At 49.0% G+C, this 22,621-nt stretch carries 22 protein-coding genes; 8 read left to right on the top strand and 14 right to left on the bottom strand.

Features of this window, described 5'->3' with window-relative positions:
- Nucleotides 1–61: 61 nt before the first annotated feature.
- From MESINF_RS07875 to ggt (MESINF_RS07845), 7 genes are all read right to left on the bottom strand, one after another.
- Entirely contained in the window at nucleotides 62–205 is a 144-nt protein-coding gene (locus MESINF_RS07875) for a hypothetical protein (RefSeq protein WP_169699308.1), read from the bottom strand.
- Nucleotides 202–1,566, bottom strand: coding sequence for a TRAP transporter large permease subunit (locus tag MESINF_RS07870; RefSeq protein WP_169699307.1), 1,365 nt, complete (start codon nucleotides 1,564–1,566; stop codon nucleotides 202–204). The genes MESINF_RS07875 and MESINF_RS07870 overlap by 4 nt, the downstream gene beginning before the upstream one ends.
- Before the next feature lie 12 nt (nucleotides 1,567–1,578).
- The gene (locus MESINF_RS07865; protein WP_169699306.1) at nucleotides 1,579–2,646 is read right to left on the bottom strand and encodes a succinylglutamate desuccinylase/aspartoacylase family protein; all 1,068 of its coding nucleotides are present in this window, start codon (nucleotides 2,644–2,646) and stop codon (nucleotides 1,579–1,581) included.
- 57 nt (nucleotides 2,647–2,703) lie between these two features.
- On the bottom strand, nucleotides 2,704–3,255 hold the full coding sequence (locus tag MESINF_RS07860; RefSeq protein ID WP_169699305.1) for a DUF6305 family protein: 552 nt from the start codon (nucleotides 3,253–3,255) through the stop codon (nucleotides 2,704–2,706).
- A 23-nt stretch (nucleotides 3,256–3,278) separates the two neighbouring features.
- Nucleotides 3,279–5,015: a gamma-glutamyltransferase gene (gene ggt / locus MESINF_RS07855; protein ID WP_169699304.1), complete on the bottom strand. Its 1,737-nt coding sequence runs from the start codon at nucleotides 5,013–5,015 to the stop codon at nucleotides 3,279–3,281.
- Between the two features lie 25 nt (nucleotides 5,016–5,040).
- Entirely contained in the window at nucleotides 5,041–6,168 is a 1,128-nt protein-coding gene (locus MESINF_RS07850; protein WP_197712652.1) for a M14 family metallopeptidase, read from the bottom strand.
- Between the two features lie 276 nt (nucleotides 6,169–6,444).
- Entirely contained in the window at nucleotides 6,445–8,100 is a 1,656-nt protein-coding gene (ggt, locus tag MESINF_RS07845) for a gamma-glutamyltransferase (protein ID WP_169700949.1), read from the bottom strand.
- A gap of 195 nt (nucleotides 8,101–8,295) precedes the next feature.
- Here ggt (MESINF_RS07845) and nadE point away from each other — a divergent pair, with 195 nt between their 5' ends.
- Entirely contained in the window at nucleotides 8,296–9,129 is an 834-nt protein-coding gene (gene nadE / locus MESINF_RS07840; protein WP_169700947.1) for an NAD(+) synthase, read from the top strand.
- On the opposite strand, the gene MESINF_RS07835 is transcribed toward nadE, so the two are convergent.
- Nucleotides 9,119–10,192: a hypothetical protein gene (locus MESINF_RS07835; protein ID WP_169699302.1), complete on the bottom strand. Its 1,074-nt coding sequence runs from the start codon at nucleotides 10,190–10,192 to the stop codon at nucleotides 9,119–9,121. The genes nadE and MESINF_RS07835 overlap by 11 nt on opposite strands.
- Nucleotides 10,193–10,354: 162 nt before the next feature.
- Between MESINF_RS07835 and MESINF_RS07830 the strand changes: the two genes are divergently transcribed.
- Nucleotides 10,355–11,035: a hypothetical protein gene (locus MESINF_RS07830; RefSeq protein WP_169699301.1), complete on the top strand. Its 681-nt coding sequence runs from the start codon at nucleotides 10,355–10,357 to the stop codon at nucleotides 11,033–11,035.
- A gap of 52 nt (nucleotides 11,036–11,087) precedes the next feature.
- Here the strand turns inward: MESINF_RS07830 and MESINF_RS07825 are convergent, their stop codons facing one another.
- From MESINF_RS07825 to MESINF_RS07815, 3 genes are all read right to left on the bottom strand, one after another.
- Nucleotides 11,088–11,714 (bottom strand): HAD-IA family hydrolase, encoded by a 627-nt coding sequence (locus tag MESINF_RS07825; RefSeq protein WP_169699300.1) that lies wholly within the window; start codon nucleotides 11,712–11,714, stop codon nucleotides 11,088–11,090.
- Entirely contained in the window at nucleotides 11,707–12,369 is a 663-nt protein-coding gene (locus tag MESINF_RS07820; protein ID WP_169699299.1) for an HAD-IA family hydrolase, read from the bottom strand. Before MESINF_RS07820 ends, MESINF_RS07825 begins: the two co-directional genes overlap by 8 nt.
- A 77-nt stretch (nucleotides 12,370–12,446) precedes the next feature.
- Nucleotides 12,447–12,950, bottom strand: coding sequence for an inorganic diphosphatase (locus tag MESINF_RS07815; protein WP_169699298.1), 504 nt, complete (start codon nucleotides 12,948–12,950; stop codon nucleotides 12,447–12,449).
- Nucleotides 12,951–13,142: 192 nt separating this feature from the next.
- Between MESINF_RS07815 and MESINF_RS07810 the strand changes: the two genes are divergently transcribed.
- The 3 genes from MESINF_RS07810 (at nucleotide 13,143) to MESINF_RS07800 (ending at nucleotide 16,387) form a co-directional block, all read left to right on the top strand.
- The gene (locus MESINF_RS07810) at nucleotides 13,143–14,627 is read left to right on the top strand and encodes a hypothetical protein (RefSeq protein ID WP_169699297.1); all 1,485 of its coding nucleotides are present in this window, start codon (nucleotides 13,143–13,145) and stop codon (nucleotides 14,625–14,627) included.
- Nucleotides 14,628–14,639: 12 nt separating this feature from the next.
- On the top strand, nucleotides 14,640–16,088 hold the full coding sequence (locus MESINF_RS07805; protein ID WP_169699296.1) for a C1 family peptidase: 1,449 nt from the start codon (nucleotides 14,640–14,642) through the stop codon (nucleotides 16,086–16,088).
- Between the two features lie 92 nt (nucleotides 16,089–16,180).
- Entirely contained in the window at nucleotides 16,181–16,387 is a 207-nt protein-coding gene (locus tag MESINF_RS07800) for a hypothetical protein (RefSeq protein WP_169699295.1), read from the top strand.
- Here MESINF_RS07800 and MESINF_RS07795 read toward each other — a convergent pair.
- Both MESINF_RS07795 and MESINF_RS07790 read right to left on the bottom strand, forming a co-directional pair.
- Complete coding sequence (locus MESINF_RS07795) at nucleotides 16,366–16,569, bottom strand: hypothetical protein (protein WP_169699294.1); 204 nt, start codon at nucleotides 16,567–16,569, stop codon at nucleotides 16,366–16,368. The two genes, MESINF_RS07800 and MESINF_RS07795, sit on opposite strands and share 22 nt — an antisense overlap.
- On the bottom strand, nucleotides 16,557–16,748 hold the full coding sequence (locus MESINF_RS07790) for a hypothetical protein (protein WP_169699293.1): 192 nt from the start codon (nucleotides 16,746–16,748) through the stop codon (nucleotides 16,557–16,559). The genes MESINF_RS07795 and MESINF_RS07790 overlap by 13 nt, the downstream gene beginning before the upstream one ends.
- A gap of 501 nt (nucleotides 16,749–17,249) precedes the next feature.
- Here MESINF_RS07790 and leuS point away from each other — a divergent pair.
- From leuS to MESINF_RS07775, 3 genes are all read left to right on the top strand, one after another.
- Nucleotides 17,250–19,625, top strand: a complete 2,376-nt coding sequence (gene leuS, locus MESINF_RS07785; RefSeq protein WP_169699292.1) for a leucine--tRNA ligase — start codon at nucleotides 17,250–17,252, stop codon at nucleotides 19,623–19,625.
- 361 nt (nucleotides 19,626–19,986) lie between these two features.
- Nucleotides 19,987–20,148 (top strand): hypothetical protein, encoded by a 162-nt coding sequence (locus tag MESINF_RS07780; protein ID WP_169699291.1) that lies wholly within the window; start codon nucleotides 19,987–19,989, stop codon nucleotides 20,146–20,148.
- A gap of 172 nt (nucleotides 20,149–20,320) precedes the next feature.
- Entirely contained in the window at nucleotides 20,321–21,598 is a 1,278-nt protein-coding gene (locus MESINF_RS07775; RefSeq protein WP_169699290.1) for a fasciclin domain-containing protein, read from the top strand.
- Between the two features lie 9 nt (nucleotides 21,599–21,607).
- Here MESINF_RS07775 and MESINF_RS07770 read toward each other — a convergent pair whose 3' ends face one another.
- On the bottom strand, nucleotides 21,608–22,555 hold the full coding sequence (locus MESINF_RS07770; RefSeq protein ID WP_169699289.1) for a hypothetical protein: 948 nt from the start codon (nucleotides 22,553–22,555) through the stop codon (nucleotides 21,608–21,610).
- Nucleotides 22,556–22,621 lie beyond the last annotated feature (66 nt).

The following is a 22,621-nucleotide window of genomic DNA, read 5'->3' as shown; positions in this document are numbered from 1 at the left end:
CCGGGGAACCTTTATGGCATACGATAATTATAGACCTGCCATCGGTTCCCCGGAAGGTATCTCACTTGATGAGGAAGATCCTCAGAATCAACGGAATGAGTATCATAGCGCTCATCACCCACTCCCACTTGCTGGCCTTTTTGAAGACATAGTAAAGGAGAATGGAGGCTATGTATATCGCTATGAGTATGTATATGAAAGTCATCTGGCAACACTCTCCTTTCTCTTATCGATCAGCAGTAAAGCGACGGCCATCAAGACTAAGGCCACTATAAACACGGGATAGAAGAAGACGCTGTTGACGAATCGGCCTATCTGTGTGGCCCATACGATAGTCAGGGTGGCGAAGACCATAGTTATGAAGAAGGCCGGCATCGAGCTGAGCCATATCTTGAAGTATTTCTTCTCGCCCACCACGTGCGCCGCGAAGATACCGGCGAGCGCAGTCGGGGGAACCATGTCTCCAAGACCGGCCAGTAGCGACAGGGCCGAACAGACTACGATATCGTTGCTGCCCAGGAAGGCCAGTAGGAAGGGAACTCCCAGAACCGATGAGGAACCGAAAGAAGAGACTGCTCCAAAGGCCGGGATTCCCAGTGCTATACCCAGAAGCAGGGCGCCCTGGGGTAGACTGTTCAAATAACCGACTATCAGACCGCGGACGCCGTTCATGGTCATCACCTGGATGAACATACCGACGCCTATCAGTATCGAAAGTATCCCGAGAGCGTTTTGAATGGCGGTAAAGGAGATCTTTAGTATGTTGCCTCTTCTTCCGGTGACCACGGCGATCAACGCTGAAATCATGAATATCAACGGGAGTCCTAATGAGAAGCCCCAGCTCACGTTCTCGAGCACCATGAGTATGACCATTACGATGAGCGGGAGATAGACCGCAAAGCCTTTCACAGGCTCGCTTTCCCTTGTCTTTTTGAACTCGTCCAGTTCGACGGGCTTTACTTTCCTTACACCGATTATTAGCGTGGTGACTATTGCGATCGGGAAGGTCACAAAGAGCAGCGGCGTGGTGAAGCCGATGTAGGGCATATCGACTCCCTGACCGATGATCATGGCCGGAAGGTTTATCGGTGGGGCTATCATACCGTATATACCGCTCATGGCAATTATTGAGCCGGCCCTTCTCTTGCTCAGTCCAAGGCTTTTCAGGACAGGATAAGCGATTGCTCCCGTCGTCAGAACGGTCGCGGTTGACGATCCGGTTATCATACCGGCTATCATAATGAAGAAAGTCATCAAAACCAGCAAGAAGGTCGGCTTCTTGTGGAGCGCCACCGTCATGTTTCCGGCTATGGTTTCGAGCAGCCCGGATACTTTGATCGATTCCATGAAGATCATGGCCGAAGAGATAACGAGTATCGTATCCAGATAGGCGAACCCACCTTCAACCAAATGCCTCAATGGGAAAAATTCGCCGAAGACTAACGAGCCAGCGAGAGCCGAAAACATCAGAGAAACGGATATCGGAATTTTGATCGCCGCAAGTCCCACGAAGGTGGCAAGCATTACGATGAAATACCAGATCTCAGGCGTATAGATCTCTATCACCCCCAGGAAGTATCAGTTCAGGTATATGAATAAACCGTTTTCCATCGTTTCGTCATAAGAGGGTAGTCCCGTAACCAGAACCGTCTCTCCCATGAGCATTTCGTAAGCGTTGAACAGCGATTGTATTATCTGGAGCTGGAGGCCGACCCTGTGTTTCAAAGGGTAATCGGGATCGTTTATCACGTCGTAGACTTTCCTCCACGAATCCTGGCCGGGGTTGGGCGTCTCTGAAAGGAAAGAAAGAGAGCCGGTGGCGTTTCTTATCTCCAGATGGCTGAGACCTCTGTAACTAAGGTTGGATTCCTCGAGCTTCATCGAAATACCGTAGAAGGCTTCGATTTCCATTATGGCTACGGCGCCTATCTCAAGCGCGTCTGGATGGCAGACCAGTGTATAGGCCAAACTACTGCCAGACCGGGTATTGCCTCTTTCGTCTATGTACTCGTCGGGAGTACCACTCTCATGCATATCCAAGTTGAAATCTACCTTCTCGGCCTTTATCATCTCGATGATCGCATAGGCCAGTTGCTGGGTCGGATTGCCATCTGCCACTCCCGGGTACTGTCTATTAAGATTTCTCGCTTCCGTTCCATCTTCCAACGTGAACCCCGACTGTGCGTGCATAAAAACTACTGGATCGGGTATCCCCTGATCGACCGGATCGGTCCTCCTGTCGCCGTACACCAGAAAGCGCGGGCCGGACTTGGTTTCGACCTGAATGAAATGCGGCGCTTTACCGGTTTCATCTGGAATGGAGACACCGCTTATATTGGAGAAGGGCATCACGATTACTTTTCCTTTCGTGACGACTACGTTCTCTATAAAGACCAGAGCGGCCGTCGTACCAGAGATCTCCCTTCCGTGAGTTCCACCCATGAGAAGGAAGGTCGGCCCCTCATTGCCGCTGTCCATGAAGTAGATGGGCGTATCCATATTCGTTCCCTTAAGAGGTGTGAAATAATCAGATAGCCAGCCTATTCCAGTCACACCGTAGCCGGGCCTCACATCGGGCCTGAAAAACGAACCTAGAGTTGCTGTTGCCAGAATTAAAAACGCTACTACTATCGCTTTCATCTTCATTCTATGCCTTTCCTCCGGTCTAAAATAAAGGGGCGCGCTGAGACGCCCCCATTTCAGTTACTTACCGAAATACTGCGCCAGTACATCCTTCAGTCCCACCGTCATTTCAAACGTGGCCATGGGAACTCCGGCCTTTTCGCTCAAAGTGGTGAAGAAACCGTCCTCGTTGGCATCGGACTTAACAAAGTAGACACTGGCGAATGGTGCCAGAGTCGTGACTATTCTATCCGACGATTCACCCCTTCTCGAGGCTCCTTCGAGGTTGCAGATCACTATTTTCAATCCGTTTTCTTTTGCCTTATTTGCCAGTGCCAGAACTCTGTTGATCTCGACTTCGAGATCGATTCCGGCCGCTCCCAGACCCTTGCCGCTCGCGCCGACAACGATGACGAAGGTCTTGAATTGACTCATATCGACGTCTTCGACCTTGTACAGTTTATCGAACTTGTAGTCCAGATTCACCATCTTGGCGACAACAGTGAACTGGAGAGCTCCCGGGGACTGACCGGCCGAAGTGACAATCACGGGCTCTTCAAGGAGTGTTTCCACAGCGAAACTAACAAACACGAAGCAAAAAACAACAAACAACGTAAGAAGTAACTTTTTCAATTCAAATCATCCCTTTCTCAATTTCAAAATTCCGGTGCTGAAGCCGAACCACCCCTCCTCAGGGAACCGGCTCCGATCATCATTCCGTTTTCCTCAACGGCAATTATGTTCGGACCGCCGAAGTAGAGGTCGGGGTAAGCGTAAATGTTGAGTTTATGGCCGAGAATCTTCTCAAGGAAGTCCAGCGTGGACTGCGGGAAACCCTCTTCCATTCTAAGATCGGTGTATGAGGAGTACCCGACAAACTTGGGAGATCTTATCGCCTGGTCGATAGGCATGTTGAAATCCACCAGGTTGACTACCAGATTGACCATCATCGAGACTATTCTGCCGCCTCCAGGTGTTCCCAGTACCCAGCGAACCTCTCCATCCTTCATAACAACTGTCGGGCAGATCGTCGTTCTCGGTCTCATTCCTCCTGTGAGGTTTATTACGTCGCCTTCCCTGTAAGAAGAGGCGAAGTTTGCCATTTCGTTGTTGAAGAAGAAACCCTTGAAATAAGTTCCGGTTCCGAAGAAGCTGGAAATCGTCTGCGTCCAGGATACGGCGTTTCCTTCCTTGTCAACTATCGAGAAGTGCGTCGTGGACGGAGATTCTTCGACCGCTCTGGCGCTTGACATAACCGGGGCCAGCTGCTCTAAAAGGACTTCCTCGTAGGTTGAACCATCGGCAAAGGGATAGGCGTCGCCGAGATAGCTTGCATATGGCTTATCGAAAACTTTTCCCGGGTTGATCAACATCAGTCTGGTCTTTGCGTACTCCTTGCTCATAAAAGCCTCGTAAGGAAGATCATGGAACTCCGGATCACTTATGTAAGCCTTTCTATCGACGTCGCCAAGAATCAATGCCTGCTGGATCAAATGAATCGCCAACGGATCGTCCCAGCTCATCGCTGACAGGTTGTAGTTCTCGAGCACGTTGAGAACCATTATGAATTGCGGCCCGGAGACCGGTGGATGTGGAACGTACAGGTCGTATCCCCTGTAGGTGCCGTGGAGAGGCTCTCTAACGATCGCGCGGTAGGATTCTAGATCGGACTTCCTCAAGAAGCCACCCTTCTCGACCATGAAGGCGTCAATCTCGTCGGCCAGCGAGCCGGTGTAGAAGGTGTCTATACCCTCTTCAACAATTCTCTCGATAGTGTCTGCCAGTTCAGGGTTCTTGAAAACGCTCCCCGTTTCCCAGACGAATCCTTCGTTGAGAAAGTCGAATGCGCTTTCGAGAAGTCTTTCGTACGTGTCAGACGTCGTTTGAGAAAAGGTTTCATTGACTATGAAACCGTTTCTGGCAAGCTCTATGGCCGGAGCCGCCAGAACCGACAGAGGAAGCGTAGCTCCCAGAAGCCAGGCCTCTTTTATACCGGCCAAAACTCCAGGAACGCAGACTCCCATGGGAGTGTAAGATATCGAGCTCAACTTCAATCCCTTTTCTGCGATCGCTTCGTACGTAGCCATCATGGGAGCGGCACTTCTGAAGTCGATCGCATACTTGCTACCGTCGGCCATCGTTATAACTGCGTAACCTTCGCCACCGAAACCGGAAGCGTAAGGCTCAACAACACCCAGGGCCAGACTGACCGCTATGGCCGCATCGATGGCGTTGCCGCCCATTTCCAGTATTTTGGCTCCGGCCTCTGCCGCGTAATTGTTGACGGCGGCCACCATACCGTTGCTGGACGCTACCGTGGGGGCAGTTATGGTTGCGATAAGGCCGGTGAACAATACAGCCACGAGCATAACAACAAGCGCATGTTTCTTCATTTTTTCCCCTCCAATTAAGAAAGTCTTATGAAACAGGTTTTAGAAAAGCACCCAGACCATCACTGAGTATCGCGTTGTAAGCAGGCACATCGGAGAGCATTATCATTCGATCCGGGAACATCATATTCCAAGAATCGAGAAGGACTCTCACGGTGGTAACGTGACGCGCAACCCTTAGCTCCAGCGGGTATCCAGTCTCATCGTACGGAGCGAAAAGTTTGCCGTCTTTCGAAGCCTGGAGATAATATTTATCTACGCCGGTAGTTACGAGCTCCTCGGTAGTCTTTCCACGAAGCCTGCCCTGGGAAGGATTGGCAACTTCTAGAAGTACCACATACGCATCGGAGTTGTCACCTATCTCTCTGTGCGTCAACCCGCGCAGAGACGGCGGAGACTCTTCAAGCCTTATATTCACGCCTTCCATTTCGAGCATCATCTGCGTCATGATGGCCAGTTCTGCGGCTTTCTGGTGAAAAACTATGGCGTTGTTCACCGGATACTCCGGTGAAGACTCATGTAAGTCGCACACAAGATCTATCTTTTCCTGTTTCACGATATTCATTATGGCGGCGGCCACCCGCTCTGTTATGAGCCCGTCCTCGCGGCCGGGAAAGGCCCTGTTTAGGTTCGAGATCTCGCTGCCGCCGAGCGTAGAACCTGTGGGATGGTTATAGATGGTGGGATCGGGCCACTGCGACACAGGGTTAGTTCTTCTGGATCCAAACCTGAAGGTCCTCTTGGAACCCTCGGGAAGTTCTATACTGAAAAATTGCGGTGCACCTTCCATGGGATCGTTGTGGGTAAAAGCACTGTGATTAGCCCTAGGAATTATATACACCGTTCCAACCAGAGACGAAACGTTCTCGATCATAAGAACGGCCGCCAGCATCCCCCCCGGTTCGTTTGGATGGTTCCCGCCAAGTAGAAGGAGGTTTCCTCCTGGCTGACTGCCTCTTATAATATAAACCTCCGTGTCGCTTTTAGTTCCAGCCAGTGAAGGTAACCAGTCGCTGAGCATTTTGATTTCCGTGACGCCCGGCCCCGGCACTATAGGTGGATCTTTCCACATCGAAGTGAAAGAAAAACCCGAGAGAAGTACTATTACGACAACAACAGCGATGAACACAATGAACTGAACGTATCTCTTTTTCAAAGGATCACCAATCCTTTCACAAACATGCGGTATCACTTTCCGGGATACACGGTGCCTGACTACCCGGAACAGAGATTTGTACAAAACCGATTGCAGGGTTACAATCATCCGATTAAGGAAAGACAGCTATACAATTATACTATTCTATCTTCAATAATCGAGATAAGTTTGAAAAGTTAATTTGTTGACTTTCTGTTAACAGCTGAAAAGGAACAGACCTGTACAGGTCTGTTCCTTTTTCTAACGAAGGCATTTAGTGTGATCGATCACTTTTCATCAGAAGGCGAAGGCCTGACCATCACGCCTGGGATCGGCTCCTCCGAAGAGAATGCCGATATCGTAGTTGTACAGTACGCCGTGAACGCCTCCGAAGTAGGCATCGTAATCGCCACGTACTGTCAGTTGATGACCCATCTCGAGCAATTTGTTGTAAGCGTTGATGGATATCCTGCCTTCAATAGACATTGGACCGGAGGCCGTTCTAAAGACTCTCGGGGCGAGTATGGCCTGCTGGATCGTCATTCCGTGATCGATAATATTGCTTATCACCTGGGCGACGGTCGTAATGATTCTCGTGGCACCTGGTGAACCGATGGTCATGTAAGGTCTCCCCTGAGGGTCGAGAACAAGCGTGGGACTCATACTGCTTAGAGGTCTCTTACCTGGTTCCACAGAGTTCGCGGAACCTGGCGTCGGGACGAAGTCGTCCATATGGTTGTTCATTATTATTCCCGTCCCCGGTACAACGACACCGGACCCGAAGAAGTAGTTGATCGACTTTGTTATGGCTACCATGTTTCCTTCCTTGTCCATAACAGAAAGGTGGGTTGTGCTGCCGCTTTCGTATTGCCATGGGTCGCCAGCCGCAACCGATTCCATAGGTTTGCTAGGATCGATCTTGGCAGCGAGGGTCCTGGCGTATTCTTTCGAAGTCAGTCCAGTGAGAGGCACATCGACGAAGGCGGTATCTGCCATGTACTTTGCCCTGTCGGCGAAGATCAATTTCATGGCTTCCGACCATAGGTGCAGCGTTTCTGGAGTGTTGTCTCCCAGAGCGGCCAGATCGAAGTTCTCCATGATGTTCAGCAACTCTATTATGTGTGTTCCGCCCGAACTGGCCGGTGGTACGGATAGAATCGTGTAATCCCTGTATGTACCGACAACTGGCTTTCTGATCTGCAAATCGTAATTGGCCAGGTCTTCAAGGGTTATGACTCCGCCGCGCTTCTGGACCTCGGCTACGATCTTTTCGGCTATTTCACCCTTATAGAAACCGTCTTTACCCTTTTCGACGATGATCCTGAGCGTGTTGGCCAGATCCTTGAGAACTATCGTCTCGCCGATTTCGTAAGGTATGCCGCCATCTTTCAGATATAACTCGGCACCGTTTTCCATCATCATTATCTTTTCGTAGTTGTCGTTGATGATCGAGAAGAGGTTAACGGTGACTGGAATGCCCTTTTCGGCCCACTCGATGGCCGGCTGGATAACCTGGGCCCTCGACATGGTTCCGAAGTTCTCGAGAGCGTAGAGCAATCCAGCTACTTCGCCGGGTACGCCGATCGCTTTACCGCCTATAATCGTTTCGTAGTTGATAACACGGTTTCTTTCATCGAGATTGAAGAAGGTCGGTCCGGCCGCCGATGGAGCAGTTTCTCTGAAGTCGATGACAACTGCATCGTCCATGTTGGCCAGCTTTATGATCATGAATCCACCGCCGCCCAGTCCCGAAGCGTTGGGTTCGAGAACGCCCAACGCGAATGCAGTCGCTATCGCCGCATCCACGGCGTTGCCTCCCATCTCCAGTATTTTAACACCAACTTCCGAGGCTTCGGGCTTTGCCGCCGCTACAACTCCGTTTCTTCCTTCTGCATCCCTTCCGTAGAGATTCAATGGATTAACTGCAAACATAGCTACAATCATGAGCGCCATTATGGAAACCAGAATAGCTTTTCTCACTTTTTCTCCTCCTTGTTTAAAGATTGTGAACCTTGTTTAGAGAGTATAGCACCCAGAAATACCAAAAAAGAATTAACTGAGAGTGTCTCAGTCGGCTGCGGCGAGAACCGTATTGGAAGAAAGTTAGTCATAACAGACAACCGATATAGGTATCGGGAGGCGATCTATATAAAAGAGAGAATAGTAAAGTTCATCGAGAAATCGGTGAGAGAGAACGACTACAGAGGCGCAGTGATAGGTATAAGTGGGGGGATAGATTCGGCCGTGGTCGGTAAGCTCGCCGTTGAGGCTCTGGGAAGGCAAAGAGTCTTCGGACTCCTCCTCCCCGAAAGAGATTCTTCGGCTCGAACCATTAGGGATTCGAGACTAGTGGTAGATTTTCTAGGAATAGAGTACAAAATCAAGAGAATATCGGGCGCCCTGAGGGCCATCGGTACCTACCGACTCGAGCCGCCGGCACTATTTATTCCCTCGAATATCAAGGAAAATTACGTGAAAAGCAAGTGGAAGACTCTTTCGGATGACTCTTTTCTAGACGATCTTCTGAACAGGGGTAACGAGGAATTCCTCAAAGGACTGGCTTACTACAGATCCAAACACAGGATGAGGTTGGTAGCCCTTTATCTCGAAGCCGAGAAAAGGAACTACGCCGTCCTTGGAACGACGAACAAGACGGAAAAGCTGTGCGGTTTCTACGTGAAATGGGGCGACGACTCCTCCGATATCGAGCCCATAATGCACCTCTACAAGACTCAGGTCTACAGCCTGGCCAGAGAGCTGAAGATACCTAGGAGTATAATCGATAAACCCCCAACTCCCGACCTGGTTCCTGGCATTACGGACGAATTTGTATTGGGCATGAAGTATAGCGAGCTGGACGCTATACTGGAAAAGATAGAGCGTGGTGAAGAAACAACCCCTCCTGACTCGAAAGTCGGGAGGGTGAGAAAGATTCTGGACGCAGCGAAATTCAGAGATATCAGAAATCTATCTATTCAGTGAAAGTCTCTACGCCGTTGCTCCACAGTATCTTTAAAAGCTTAACGTCCACTCTCTCGAGTTGCTGATCGGTGAATTCCGGGAAATCCATGAAATCTCTCTTCTGCGCCTCCCCAGGACCTACATTCAGGTCTTTCAGATCGTGTTCGGCCAAGTACAGTTCCTTCCCTACGGGGTCGAGCAATCTGAAAGAGAAGTGTACTTCCTTCACCGTACCGAGATCGGAATTATTCCTGATCCTCAGAACAACGGCTTTTTTCTTGCTGAAAGTGCCGATTTTCTCGATACTTGACTGGACAAGAACCTGTTTGTGAAGCGATACCGTAGTTTTTTCATCACCGTCAAGGTAAAGATCTACCGACTCGGGAATCGTTTCTTCGAGATCGAGGTCGGAGACTGTCAATTCCTCCTCTACCGATTCGGTCAACTCGCTGTTCTCGGTTTCGAACTTGTCCAGTTCCTTGTAGAGGGCGTAGAGATTCCACAGGTTTTCAGTGAAGACTCTGTGCTTCTTCAACTCCGCGACGATTATCTCCGTGCTGAAGGACTTGAGATCAAGCCGCGCATTTTCGCGACGTATTTTGGCGATATCCTGCCCCATCGATATTTGTGAAAGAACAAACCACTCGCCCGGAAGCTGGAAGATGAATCTGCCAACGTTCTCCTCTTTCGAAGCCAGTTCGATTGTATTTACGATCGCCGGAACAACGTAGTCGGCGTCCCTCTTGGCCGGTATTTTTGATCCCTCACTCCCGGAAATGACTCTCATTGTCTTTCCAAGAGTCTTGGATTCGAAAGCCCAAAGCGCAACCGAATCATCGAAAGGCTTGTTATCCACTATCTTCACTCCGTGGAGTCTCACTGAGGTGAGATCCAGCTTACTCTTGGTGAGCGAGAACTTCGATGCATCCATCTTCACTTCGACAACTACCATCAGCTGATCTCTGTATTTGGCAAAGATCGGATCGGAAGGAAAAGAGAAGGTGACGCCGTCATGTTTTGACTCTTCGATGAAAACTGAACCTGCATCGGTGATTGATAGTATAGAGTAATCCAACACTTTCATATTAAATTCCCCCTTTCTTGAATCTCCTTCTAATGATTGCATTATACCCCATGATGATGGCCTGTAATAAGACCATTCAACAGCGATGAACATTTCACGTTCATTTCACAAAGGGCTTTATATAATTATCTCAGTTAAAAATTCGAATCAGAGGTGTTGCCAATGAAAAAGGTAGTTATTGTTTCCGTTCTGGCTCTTGTACTTGGAGTCATGGTCATTGCCGCACCTGGCATGAGAAATCTAGCCAACAGCGAGATTGTAAAGCTCCAGTATCAGCTGCAGATAGCGAACTTTTTGAATGCTCTCGAACTCTCCGGCGATCAGCTGAGAGCGATCCACGATCTGGCCGTTGCAACCCGTGAAAACCTGGAAAACCTTCAGGAAAGAGTAAAGGGAACTCTCGAAGAGAACCTGGAAAAAGCCATCGCTGGCGAGAAAGTTACTCCCCTTCAAAAAGCCGATATTGTAAAAAGAGTTCAGGAGATAATCAATGAGTACGGCGCCGGCCTGAAAGCAATCGTAACCGTTGATCAGAGCGAGAAATTAGCAGAGTATCTGAGAACGAAAATCACGGGAAAGCTCCCCGCAGTAAATGAAAAAGCCGAAGCTCTAAAAGAAAGAATGATGAAAAACCTTCCCCCGGAAGCTCTTAAGAAGCTGAACAGTTTGGGACCCTTCGAGAGAGTTCAAGAAATGAGAGAAAAGATCGTCACAAGGAAGTTCGGGAGCGATTCAAAAGTAACCACCAGAAGTGTTCAGGTATCGGTCGATATCCAAAAACTCTCTGTGGTGCTGCTGTCGGACGCCGCTATAGAAGTCATGGAAAAGATGCTGGAGCAGTGAGTCGTTTTGTTCTTGCGGGATGCGCTTTGCGTATCCCGCTTTATTTTTAGGATCAGTTGCCTTCCAGAAAGCTTTCAAGTTCGTCAAGCCCGTGAATAATCAGATCAACCGGAACAGAAGGAGAAAAACCGTTCTGCGAAAAGAAACAGGTCCTGCTTCCGGCTGACCTTGCTGCAAGAATGTCGAGATCACGATCGCCTATCGAGAGCGTCTCTTCGGCAATTAAACTGTGAGAAGCTATGACCGCAATGAAGGCTTCAGGATGGGGTTTACGCTTATAGCCGCTTTCTTTGGTTATTATCTCCGAGAAGAGAGAGGCCATATCGTGATGGTAGAGGAGCTTCATCACGGTACTCCTGGACCTGTGGGTTATTAAGAAATTTTTTCCGCCCCTCTCCCTGACTTTCAGACAGATCTGGCGGGCATGAGGAAAAGGCGGTTGCAGGGAGGGATCGGCCGCTTCTTCGCGCAGCTGAAAGAGCCTGTAAAAATCTTCGCCAACGCCAAGCTCCATATAATACTCGACGGCTTTTCCAAGCGTGTCCTTCATCAGGAAAAGTATCTCTTCCCGGCTGGCGGTGTAACCGTGCTCTGCAAGCACTGACTGGAATATCTCTACCATCAGCGGATAGGTGTTGAAGAGCGATCCATCGAAGTCCCAGATGAGGTTTTTAATCATTTGTATCCCCACAACCTTTGAACCGGTTGCAAACTTGGAGGATCGATGGAAGTTGTTCGAGTGAGTCGATCACGTAGTCTGCTCTTGTAGAGGTTATTGACCCACCTGGGTTGAAAAGGCAAGTGGCAATGCCGGCACGTCTTCCCGATTCTATGTCAATCTCGCGATCGCCTATCGTTATCACCCTTTCGTGGTCTAGGTCGTACTTATCGATTATGTACATAATAGCCTGAGGATCGGGCTTTCTGGCGAATCCGTTGTCGCTGGAGACTATTTCCGAGAAGAGATCTATCATATTGTAGTAGCTCAACAGTTTGGTCATTGAGTAGTTGCTCCGGTGGCTGAATAAAAAATTGTTTCCGCCATTCCTGTTTATCTGGAGACAAACCTCTCTGGCCGACTTGAAGGGTGGTTGTTTGTCGGGCTCCAGATGATTTTCAATCGTATAAAAGTTCTCTATGAGACCTTCCTTCAAGCGGTACTTGTTAGAGAAATAGGTGGCCGCCTTGATGGTCGATTCTTTGAGTTTTTCGAGTATCTCTTCCTCTTTCGCGATTACTCCGAATTTCGACAACACTTCCCTGAAAACCCTCGTTGCAGCCGGATAGGTATCGAAAAGCGTTCCACCGAAATCCCAGATCACATATTCGAACATTGAAGTCTCTCCTTTTCATTTTCTGCTCCTGCCAATGCTAAATACCGATCATTCATTGGCGAAGAATGACTCTTCGATTAAAAGAGCTTCGCCCCGCTTTCGATATACCGGACTTTAGCCTCCTCTATTATCCTGAGTGTCTCCTCCTTCCAGACCCAGCCTTCTATTCCAGTCTTCTTCTTTTCGAGTTCCTTATAGACCGAGAAAAAGTGCTCGATCTCTTTGAGGAGGTGGGGAGGAACATCTTCCAGAGTCTCTATGTAATTCCACACGGGATCGTGTATCGGAACACAGAGGACCTTTTCGTCGGGACCCTTTTCATCCCACATTTTAAAAGCCCCTATAGGTTTGGCTTCTATAAGGCAGCCCGGGAATGTGGGTTCCCACAGCAAAACCATCGCATCGAGAGGATCTTCGTCTTCGGCGAGCGTATTTAATATGAAGCCGTAGTCCATCGGATAATGAACGGCCGAGAAGAGCGTTCTGTCGAAACGGACCATTTTCATCTTTTTGTCGAACTCGTACTTGTTACGACTACCTTTGGGTATCTCGATCAATATATCCAGAGTTACCTCTTTCACCGTATCACCCCTGCCACAATTATGCCAGAAAAAAGCCCACTTGAGGGTAAGATATTGTATAAGGCCTCTGAAAGCGCTGAAGTAAATCGGCCAGCCATATGAGAGAATTCTAAAACGTTTTTTTGCACATTAAGCCAGTTTTTTTCCATCAGGTGCTAAAATTGTATAACTTACGAAAAAGGGGGTATGTGGATGAAGCGCATTTCTTTTATGCTTGTTCTTCTCGCTGCGCTGGTGTTGCTTGTAACTTCTTGTTTCAAGCCGCCGTTCGTAGTGGTTACACTCAGCTCCGACGCAGGGTCGAACACGGTTCTTGCAGGCACCACCATAACGTTCAGCTGGAAGTTCGAGACGGCTGACGATTTCAAGGAAGTAGTCTATAAGCTCCATATCAACGACAATATCCTTGAACTCCAGACAACCGAATACGCCACCGAACTGGTGGCCGGCAATTACAAAGTTTGGGTGGAAGCGCTGGGAAAGCTGGCCATCGAGAGTGGTTTCCGCACTTTCAATTCGAACGAGCTGGAATTCATCGTTGGTAGCCCTTCGGTTATCTTCGACAACACCCAGGCCGCCTACGCCTCGAAGGATGTAACGGTATCCTGGAAACCTGTCGACGAATTGACTCACACCTATCTCTACTCGGTTGATGGGGCGGCATTCGTGGAGACCGACGCCTTGAAAGTCGATCTTAAAAACCTGGTCGATGGCACTCACTTCGTCCAAGTAAAGACGAAAGAGTTCAACGGTCTCCCCAACAAGTACGTCTTCAAGGTCGATACTACCGGACCTTCCATCACTATCTTCGGCTCGGACAGATACAATGGAGGCCTTGGTGACGGCGACTTCAGACCATTTGGTAGATATCTATTTGCCAGCTGGCAATTCTCCGAACCGGCAGTGAAAGTTGAGATAAGGCTCAGAGAGACGACCGAAGAGGGATATCCCTGGATCACCGACTGGCTGGACTGGGATCCAACAGTCACCGGCATCCTCCTCAACGACGAGCTGGTTACGCTCTATCTCACGGAAGGAACGTTCATGATGCCCTATATGCTGGAACTCGGGCACACCTATCTTCTTTATGTCAGGGCATACGACGAGCTTGGTAACAACAAGTATACCTACGTGAGCTTTAAGCTCGAGGATCGCTACACCGGAGAGGACAAACCCGAGATCTTCATAGCCCCGATCACAGCGCGACCGGCGACCGATGAAGAGGATGGCTCACTGGTCATCGCCATCGTTGCGCCTAATGTAAAGGAATACATCGACAAGATCAAGGAATACTTCGCTCCAGACAACACGCGCAACGGCGAGCTTATGTACCTCCAGAATTCGCTCCTTTATTCGCAGGGTTTAACGGTCACTCAAGTCTTCTTCCCCGATTTCATTCCCGACAAGAAAAACGTCAGCAACTTCGTGGATTTCGGCGATGAAATAGTTCTTGTAAGAGGCTTCGTGAATGAACCGGCGGAAATAGAAGAAGTTGGTGAGGTTGTGGCCTTCGTAGAGTTCGGCTTCGGGCCGGAGATGAACGGACAGGAAGTCTCTCTGGGACTCGGTACAGATTATTTCATAAGGGACGGCGTCAACAGAACTATCGACGGTATCGTGGTAGATAACTTCATATATGGTCTCGATCTGCCCGAAATCGTCGGGGCGGAAATGTGAGGGGTGATTTGAATGAAGAAGACCTTACTGGTAATAATAATCACTCTGGTTTCTATTGCGACTTTCGGAAACGAGCTTCTTCAGGAAGCCGCGTCCAGGGCGGCCGAAGTCAACGAAAGCATCGCGCGGTTGAATCTTCCCTGGAGGGCCGGTGTACCCGGTGCGCTCAGTGAGTTCGCGGCTCACGGTATACTCGATCTGGACAGCATAATCGAGAAGTGGCACGGAGAGGTTGAGCTCCCCGAAAGAATGAAGATGGACCTCACCAAATCTCTCTTCGTAGAACAGGCTACGACACGGTATAGCCAATTGATCTCGGCGCTGTTCATCTATTTCCCTTACGGAGATGTGCAGATCCCCGAAGGTAGTTTTGTACAGGTTCACACTCCTATCACGAACCAGGCCTTCCACGGCACTTGCTGGGCCTTCGCTACGGTTGCCTCTTTCGAGAGTGGCCTGCTGGTGCAGAAAGACGGTCTTGCTGGGGAAGAGATCTACGAGCCCTGGAAGTTGCAGCACGATACCTACGACCTCTCCGAGCAATTCGCCTCTTTCCACAACATAGACTGGGACATCTATATCGAATCGATCTATGATCCTTTGCAGTCGGATGTAATAATCCAGGACGACAGCAGCGATGCCGGTGGAAACGCGATCTTCTCGACATACAACAGTGTAAGGTACGGGCTCCCTCTGGAAAGCGATTTCCCATACAGCATGTTTGATTTCAACCCTTGGATACTTTGGAACCCCGTCAATAACAACTGGGAAGAGAACATAATCAAGAGCACCAAGACCGTGCAGGTTTATTATGGTGATGAACTCAGTTGGCTGGGTTACCCGTACGAAGTTTACAACGGTGCCATCAAAGAGGCGATGATCAAGTTCGGGTCGCTCGCAGTCTCTTTCAGAGTGCCGGCAGACTTCGATTACTACACTGAAGGCGTTTACATTCCCACCTCCACGACTATCACAGGTGGTCACGCCGTAACGCTGGTCGGTTGGCTCGACATGGCAGGACTCAAGGCGGCCTTCCCCGATCTTATCGATCCGGAAGCGACTTCGATCACCGTGAATGATCCTTTCTCCGGCCTTACCTGGGAAGCGACCGAGTTCTGGATAATCAAGAACAGCTGGGGTGACTGGGGCTGGAACGGTTATTACGTGGTACCGGCCGTTTCCAAGCAGCTTTATGAGTTCTCAGCCAACAACGGTTTCGGTATTAGTCCGTGGATGATCGAGTACAACGCTATGTACGTCCCAATATTTGAGGAAACCTACGCAATGGAAGACGTCGATTTCAACGGTGACGGAGTGGTGGACGAAAAGGATTTCGATATCCTTGTCGAACATATGTACACCGGAAGCATCGTTTACGATATCTCAATCCCCAAAGATTACTGGGTCGATCACGAAGATATCAGCAGATTCTTACTCATCTGGAACAACATAATCGACTAAAACAGAGCTGTATTTCAAAAGCGGACCTCAGGGTCCGCTTTTTTGTCGGAGATGAAGATAAACCTCTGGTCTATCCGGAGCCGAGAGAGATTTTGCCGGCTGACGGAGAGAACCGCAGTTCGATAGAAGTGACCATAGTGGCTCCTAAGTTCATCGAAAACAAGACCAGTTTCGACGAGGTCATCCCCTCGAACAGGAAAGCTGTCGTCGTAAGAGGTTTCATCGATGAAGCACCGTCGCTTCTTTCGAGAGCGCGCTTCTGGTGCAGGAGGATGGACTACCCTGTGGCTGGAGTGTAGATGCAAGTATTAAGTATGGCGACGATTATACCTGTCCCATCGTATCCGGTATCCCAGGCCTGTGAAGCGCATATCTTCCTGATTCCCCAGAGGAACCGCTCGAAATCCGGGATCTCATCCGGAGTGGTCGGGACTGCCTCCACGCCGACCACTTCATCCAGCGAAGGCGCTATGAGTTCCATCTGTAGCTGGGTTCTATATATCTCACCGCTCTCAATAGTTCCGGTTTCGAATCGAAGAGACCTTTAATTTGCTCCAGAACATCCTCGAAAGTGGAATCGAAGCGCAGGCCGACAGCCTTCAACGCCTTTATATCGACCGTGACCTCTGCCCCGTGCAACCCGCAGGTCTCTTCGACCACATTGTAATCGTAATACCCCAGAATGAGCCGGCCTTCGAGATGAGGTGCGCTCCGAAATTCTCTCCAGACGGTCTCGACATCTACGATTATGGAATCCCCCTAAGGAACTTTAACACAAGAGGTGAATATTGAAACCAGTGAAGCGACGACAATAAACAACTTTATTCTTTTCATTTCATTCACGCCCCCCTTCAGTTGTCCTGCCCGGTCGTGAAACGATTGAAATGTAAACGATCTCGTTTTCGTTCAGCAACCCCTTGCCAAGAACCGGTACTTTATCGTGAACCTTCTTATCGACTCCAATTGATATAAACGACGATATTTTGTGCAAGCTTAACGATCGAAAGTACAGAGAAGCTGTCTTTCATCCCTAGTTTTCGCTCCAGCGCGCAAGTTGAGATATCTCTTTATCCACTGATGGAAATCTTCCTTCACATACGCGTGTTATAATCCATCTAAGTTGCTTTTCTAAAGCTTTATATTCATTCGGGGAGGTAGCATATGTACGATTTCAGAGCACTCGAGAAGAAGTGGCAGGATTATTATGCCAGGGAGAAACCATTTAATATAGACCTGGATAAAGCTGAAAGGCCTTTCTACAATCTCATGATGTTTCCCTATCCCTCCGCCGCCGGGCTGCATATAGGGAACATGTTCTCCTTCATCGGGTCGGACGTATATGGAAGATTCATGAAGCTCAAGGGTTACGACGTTTTCGAGCCGATCGGTTTCGATGCCTTCGGCATACACAGCGAGAACTATGCCCTGAAAGTGGGCAAACACCCTGCTGAACTGACACCGAAAAGCATTGAGTATTTCCGCGAGGAACAATTGAAGAAACTCGGAAATATATACGACTGGGACAGCGAGGCGATAACCTCCTCGCCCGAGTACTATAAATGGACCCAATGGATCTTTATACAGCTTTATAAGCGCGGACTGGCCGAGAAGCGCGATTCCAGTGTGAACTGGTGCCCCTCTTGCAAGACGGTTCTGGCCGACGAACAAGTTATAGACGGCCATTGCGAGCGGTGCAGCAGCGAGGTGGACAAACGCGAGATGAGTCAGTGGTTCTTTAAGATCACCGAGTACGCGGAGAAGCTGCTCTCCAACCTCGACTGGTTAGACTGGACCGATACGACCAAAAACCTCCAGAGAGCCTGGATCGGAAAGTCGGCCGGTGCCTCGATAACTTTCGATATTTCAGGAATGGATGAGAAGATCGAAGTCTTCACCACCAGGCCCGATACGATCTACGGTGTCACCTATATAGTCGTCGCACCGGAGTATCCGCTGGTGGATAAACTAATAACTCCCGTCACGGAAGAGGCCTTCGAAGAGTTCAGAAACAACGTCAAAAACATGGATATGGCGACCAGAACCTCTATATCTCGCCCGAAGAACGGAATCTTCACCGGCTCTTACGCGATCCATCCGCTCACTGGGGAGGAGCTGCCCATATGGATCGGCGATTACGTTCTGGCCGAATACGGCACGGGTGCAGTCATGGCCGTTCCGGCACATGACGAGAGAGACTTTGCTTTTGCCAGGAAGTATGGCCTCGAGATAAGACAGGTAATAGAGTGCGACCCTTCGGAACTGCCCTACACCGAAAAAGGGATCATGGTGAATAGCGACAAATATACAGGCATGAAAAGTACCGATTTCATAGACCGGATAGATACCATCGACACCTCGATCAAGGGTTCGGTCAACTACCACCTCCACGACTGGTGCATATCCAGGCAGCGCTACTGGGGTCCACCGATCCCCATGATTTACTGCGACAGGTGCGGGACAGTTCCCGTTCCAGAGGAAGATCTGCCTGTGATGCTTCCAAAAACCGACGACTACATACCAGATGGCAGCGGAAAATCGCCCCTTGCAAAAAGCCCAGAGTTCGTCAACACTACCTGCCCAATTTGTGGAGGCCCGGCCAGGCGCGAGACCGATGTCTCCGACAACTTTCTCGATTCGGCCTGGTACTATCTGAGATATCTCTCACCTAAAAACGACGAAGCCGCCTTCGAAAGAGAACTCGTCGAAAAATGGTGTCCGGTGAATATGTACATCGGCGGGAATGAGCACGCAACACTCCACCTAATGTATTCTAGATTCATTGCAATGGCCCTTCATGATATGGGATATCTTTCATTCGAAGAGCCTTTCACGTCGTTCAGGGGTCACGGGCTTATTATAAAAGACGGAGAGAAGATGTCGAAGTCGAAAGGCAATATCGTCAACCCCAATCAGTATTTCGACAGCCACGGGGTCGATGCCCTCAGAACCTACCTTATGTTCATGGGGACCTTCCTCGAGGGCGGAGATTTCAGGGACAGCGGAATGGACGCGATTAAGAGATTCCTCAATCGCGTCTGGGAAATTGCAAATATGGGCGAAGGGAAGAGCTCGTTGAACCTGAAAATTAAGATGGCCGAGACCATCGAAAAGGTCGAATATTCGATAACTAACATAAAGCCTAACACGGCGATCGCAGCTATAATGGAGTTCGTCAACGAGGCTTCAAAAGAGAATGTAATCGAGAGACAACTCGTGATAGATATGGCAAAACTCCTTTCACCATTCGCTCCTTTCCTCTGTGAAGAGATCTACAGCATTAAGGGAGGAAAGAAGAGAACAATTCTGGAGGACGGTTTCCCCTCGGGTTACGAAAAATACGCTTCGATGGCAAACGTTGAACTGCCCGTACAGATATCCGGAAAGATGAGGGGAAAGGTGACGCTCGAGCAGAACTCCAGCCAGGAAAAGGTCATGGAAGCTATCATGAAGGATGAAAAACTCGCTTCCATGCTTGAAGGAAAGACCATCAGAAAGATCATATATGTGCAGGACAAAATAATAAATATAATCGTCTGAAAATAGTGATTACGAATACAGACCGGCCGAACGGCCGGTTTTTGTTATGGATGTAACCCGTCATTTTCACTTATGAACAGGTTACGAAAGGCAGAAAAGCAAAGCCACAATCAAAGGCGATGTCTGATACTTCGATAGACAGCTAACTATTCTATATTTTCTTGTTTAAATAAATTTCTCAGGTAAAATTTCATGGTTAATTGGAACCTTTATCCCTTTCCAAATAAAGCTTATAGAATAAAAGGGAAATTTAGAAAAGTTATAATCGAAAAACTTAACTAGCACGCGGGATTTATAGAGAATAAATATATCATTTTCGACTCTATTATTCATTAATCGCTCGTAGTTTCCTGAGATTGCCTTGAAAGATGATACCGCAGGATTTGCATGTTCGATTATAATGCTAGAATTCTCATGGAGCGGACATGAGCCGCGACAAAAAGAGGTGGCCAGGATGCCGGGCAAGAAAGATGTAAAGAAAGAAGTAAAGAAAGAGCCAAAAAAAGAAACCCCAAAGAAGTAACAGATACAGTCACACTCAAAAGAGAGGCGGGCCAGCGGAGGCTCGCCTCTTTCATTGAGTCCTGCTCTATGGAAGAGTCATATGAATCGGCACCAGACTTTTCGCATCTCAAATAAACCGGTACAATCGTTGTAGAATATCACTGAACAGAAACCATGAGGAGGTGTGCAAGATGAAGAAAACAATGATCTTGATTCTCTTTGCCCTCGTAAGCCTGGTAGCTTTTTCCCAGAAGAATATAGTAGATATAGCCGTCGAGTCCGGTAATTTCAAGACGCTGGTCGCGGCCATAGAGACGGCAGGCCTGACAGACGTTTTGAAAGGAAGTGGCCCCTTCACTGTCTTTGCCCCGACCGACGAAGCCTTCGAAAAGCTTCCCGCAGGTACGATCAAAGACCTTCTGGATAATGTCTCGAAATTAAGATCTGTTCTTCTCTATCATGTGGTATCCGGCGAATACTCTTCTGAGAGCCTAGTGCTTTATCCGGCCATTCAAACATTGCACGGACAGTCTTTGGCGATAGATACGCGCGGTGGCTTGAAAATCGATGGAGCCGCAGTTACGGTTAAGGATATAAAAGCCTCCAACGGTGTGATACATATTATCGATACCGTTATGATCCCCAGAGAAGAGGCCAACCTGGTACAGGTGGCTAGAGATTCCGGTATCCTCGAAACGCTGGTTCTCGCCCTCGAAAAGTCCAGCCTGGTGGACACGCTCAAGAGCGGCGGTCCGTACACCCTCTTCGCTCCGAGCGATATCGCCTTCGCCAGAGTTCCTGCCGAGACCAGAGAAGCTCTCTTCAACGAACCGCAATGGCTCAAGGCAGTGCTTCTCTACCATGTCGTGCAGGGTGAGTACATGATGGCTGACTTGATCAATGAAAATGGATTGCGCTCGCTTCACGGAGAGCTGTTAAACGTAAAAATCAACGAAGCCGGATTTGGCATTGACAACACAATTATCACGATAGGCGATATCGACACTGGAAATGGTGTGATCCATGTGATAGACCACGTGATGATACCACGCGAATGGAGGAGCGGTCTGCCTTCGATCGTTGAGGCCGCAGAACAGGCCGGACAGTTCAAAACCCTTCTCACAGCTTTGAAAACTGCCGGTCTCGGAGAGGCGCTTTCTGATGGAGGCCTCTTGACAGTCTTTGCCCCGACCGACGAAGCCTTTGCCAAACTTGGTCAGGAAACCATAGACGGACTCCTGAAAGACACCGAAAAGCTGAAGTCGATCCTCACCTACCACGTAATAGGTGGCGAATATCTATTCTCAGAGCTTAAGATAGCGCAATCGCTCTTTACGCTCAATGGCAAACCCGTAAAGATAAACCTGGACGGTACGCTGACCATAAATAACGTTAATATAATCAGCAGAGATATCCTGACCAGGAATGGCGTCATACACGTGATTGATGCAGTGCTGATACCCAGATAAGCTTAAGCTCTAATTGCCCAGCAGAGGCCACCTTCGGGTGGCCTTTTGTATTAGAAAGATAATTCCTCTGGCACTGACGACGCTTCCGAAAGCCAGCGTTCCCAGCCTTCCTCCCGCTCCGTTGAAATGGTTCGCGCTATATATAAAGATTATTCCCAGCAGAGCTCCGCTCAGCAAGATCTCCAGTTCGTTCCTCATCTTCTCCTTAGAAGACATTCCTGCAAAGGATGCAGCCATCACCACTCCGGTCAACAAACCGGCGCTCACGCCGTGAACGGCCGGAAGAATCACTGCCCCTGCAAGACTCACAACGCCGGAGGCCAGCACGGGACCATTTTTAAGACGAACACTGAGCATATACGTCAACAGAGCCGATCCCAGACTGTAAAGCATAATACTCAATCCGGAGTGGCGGATCTCCACCTGAGTATCCAGCAACTTAACGCTTGAAATGGCCGTCATTATGATCCAGCTGCTGCAGGCTATCGTTCCGAGTTTTCCTCCGTAACCGTTGAAAATATCTCTAGCTAGATAGAAAACCAGACCGGCGATAAGCCCGGCGAATATCGTGTGGGTGAAATCATGCAGAACCTGAGGCGAAACCATACCTACAAAAGCACCGCAATAAACCTCAACGGCGAACTTCTTCGTGACCGCAACTGCGATCAGCCCCACTAGACTTGCTGACATAATCGCACTGATAGAGAGAAAACAGTTCATGATGTAGGCACCTATGGCTCCTACCATAACCGCGACCATAGTCTTCAGAAAATGCGAGCGATCAGTGGGAGTGGTCTTTCCCGAAAACAATACTCTCACACTTTCGATCACAAATCCCGTAATCACAAGAACGAGGAGAGGCACCATTATAGGCTCATAACCAAAAGAAGAAAGAAGAGTAATTACAAAAAGCAGGAAGGTCACAAAGAACAATATGGCGAATCCTGCAAACCTCATACGACACCCCGGAAAACTGCGTGGCGAAGAAATCTACAACACGCCACGATCGGATTTTGATATATC

Origin of the sequence: Mesotoga infera (assembly GCF_900157305.1) — a bacterium.
In the GTDB taxonomy this organism is placed as follows: Bacteria; Thermotogota; Thermotogae; order Petrotogales; family Kosmotogaceae; genus Mesotoga; species Mesotoga infera.
Note: the sequence above shows the minus strand (reverse complement) of the source record. Positions and strands in the feature narration are given on the sequence as shown.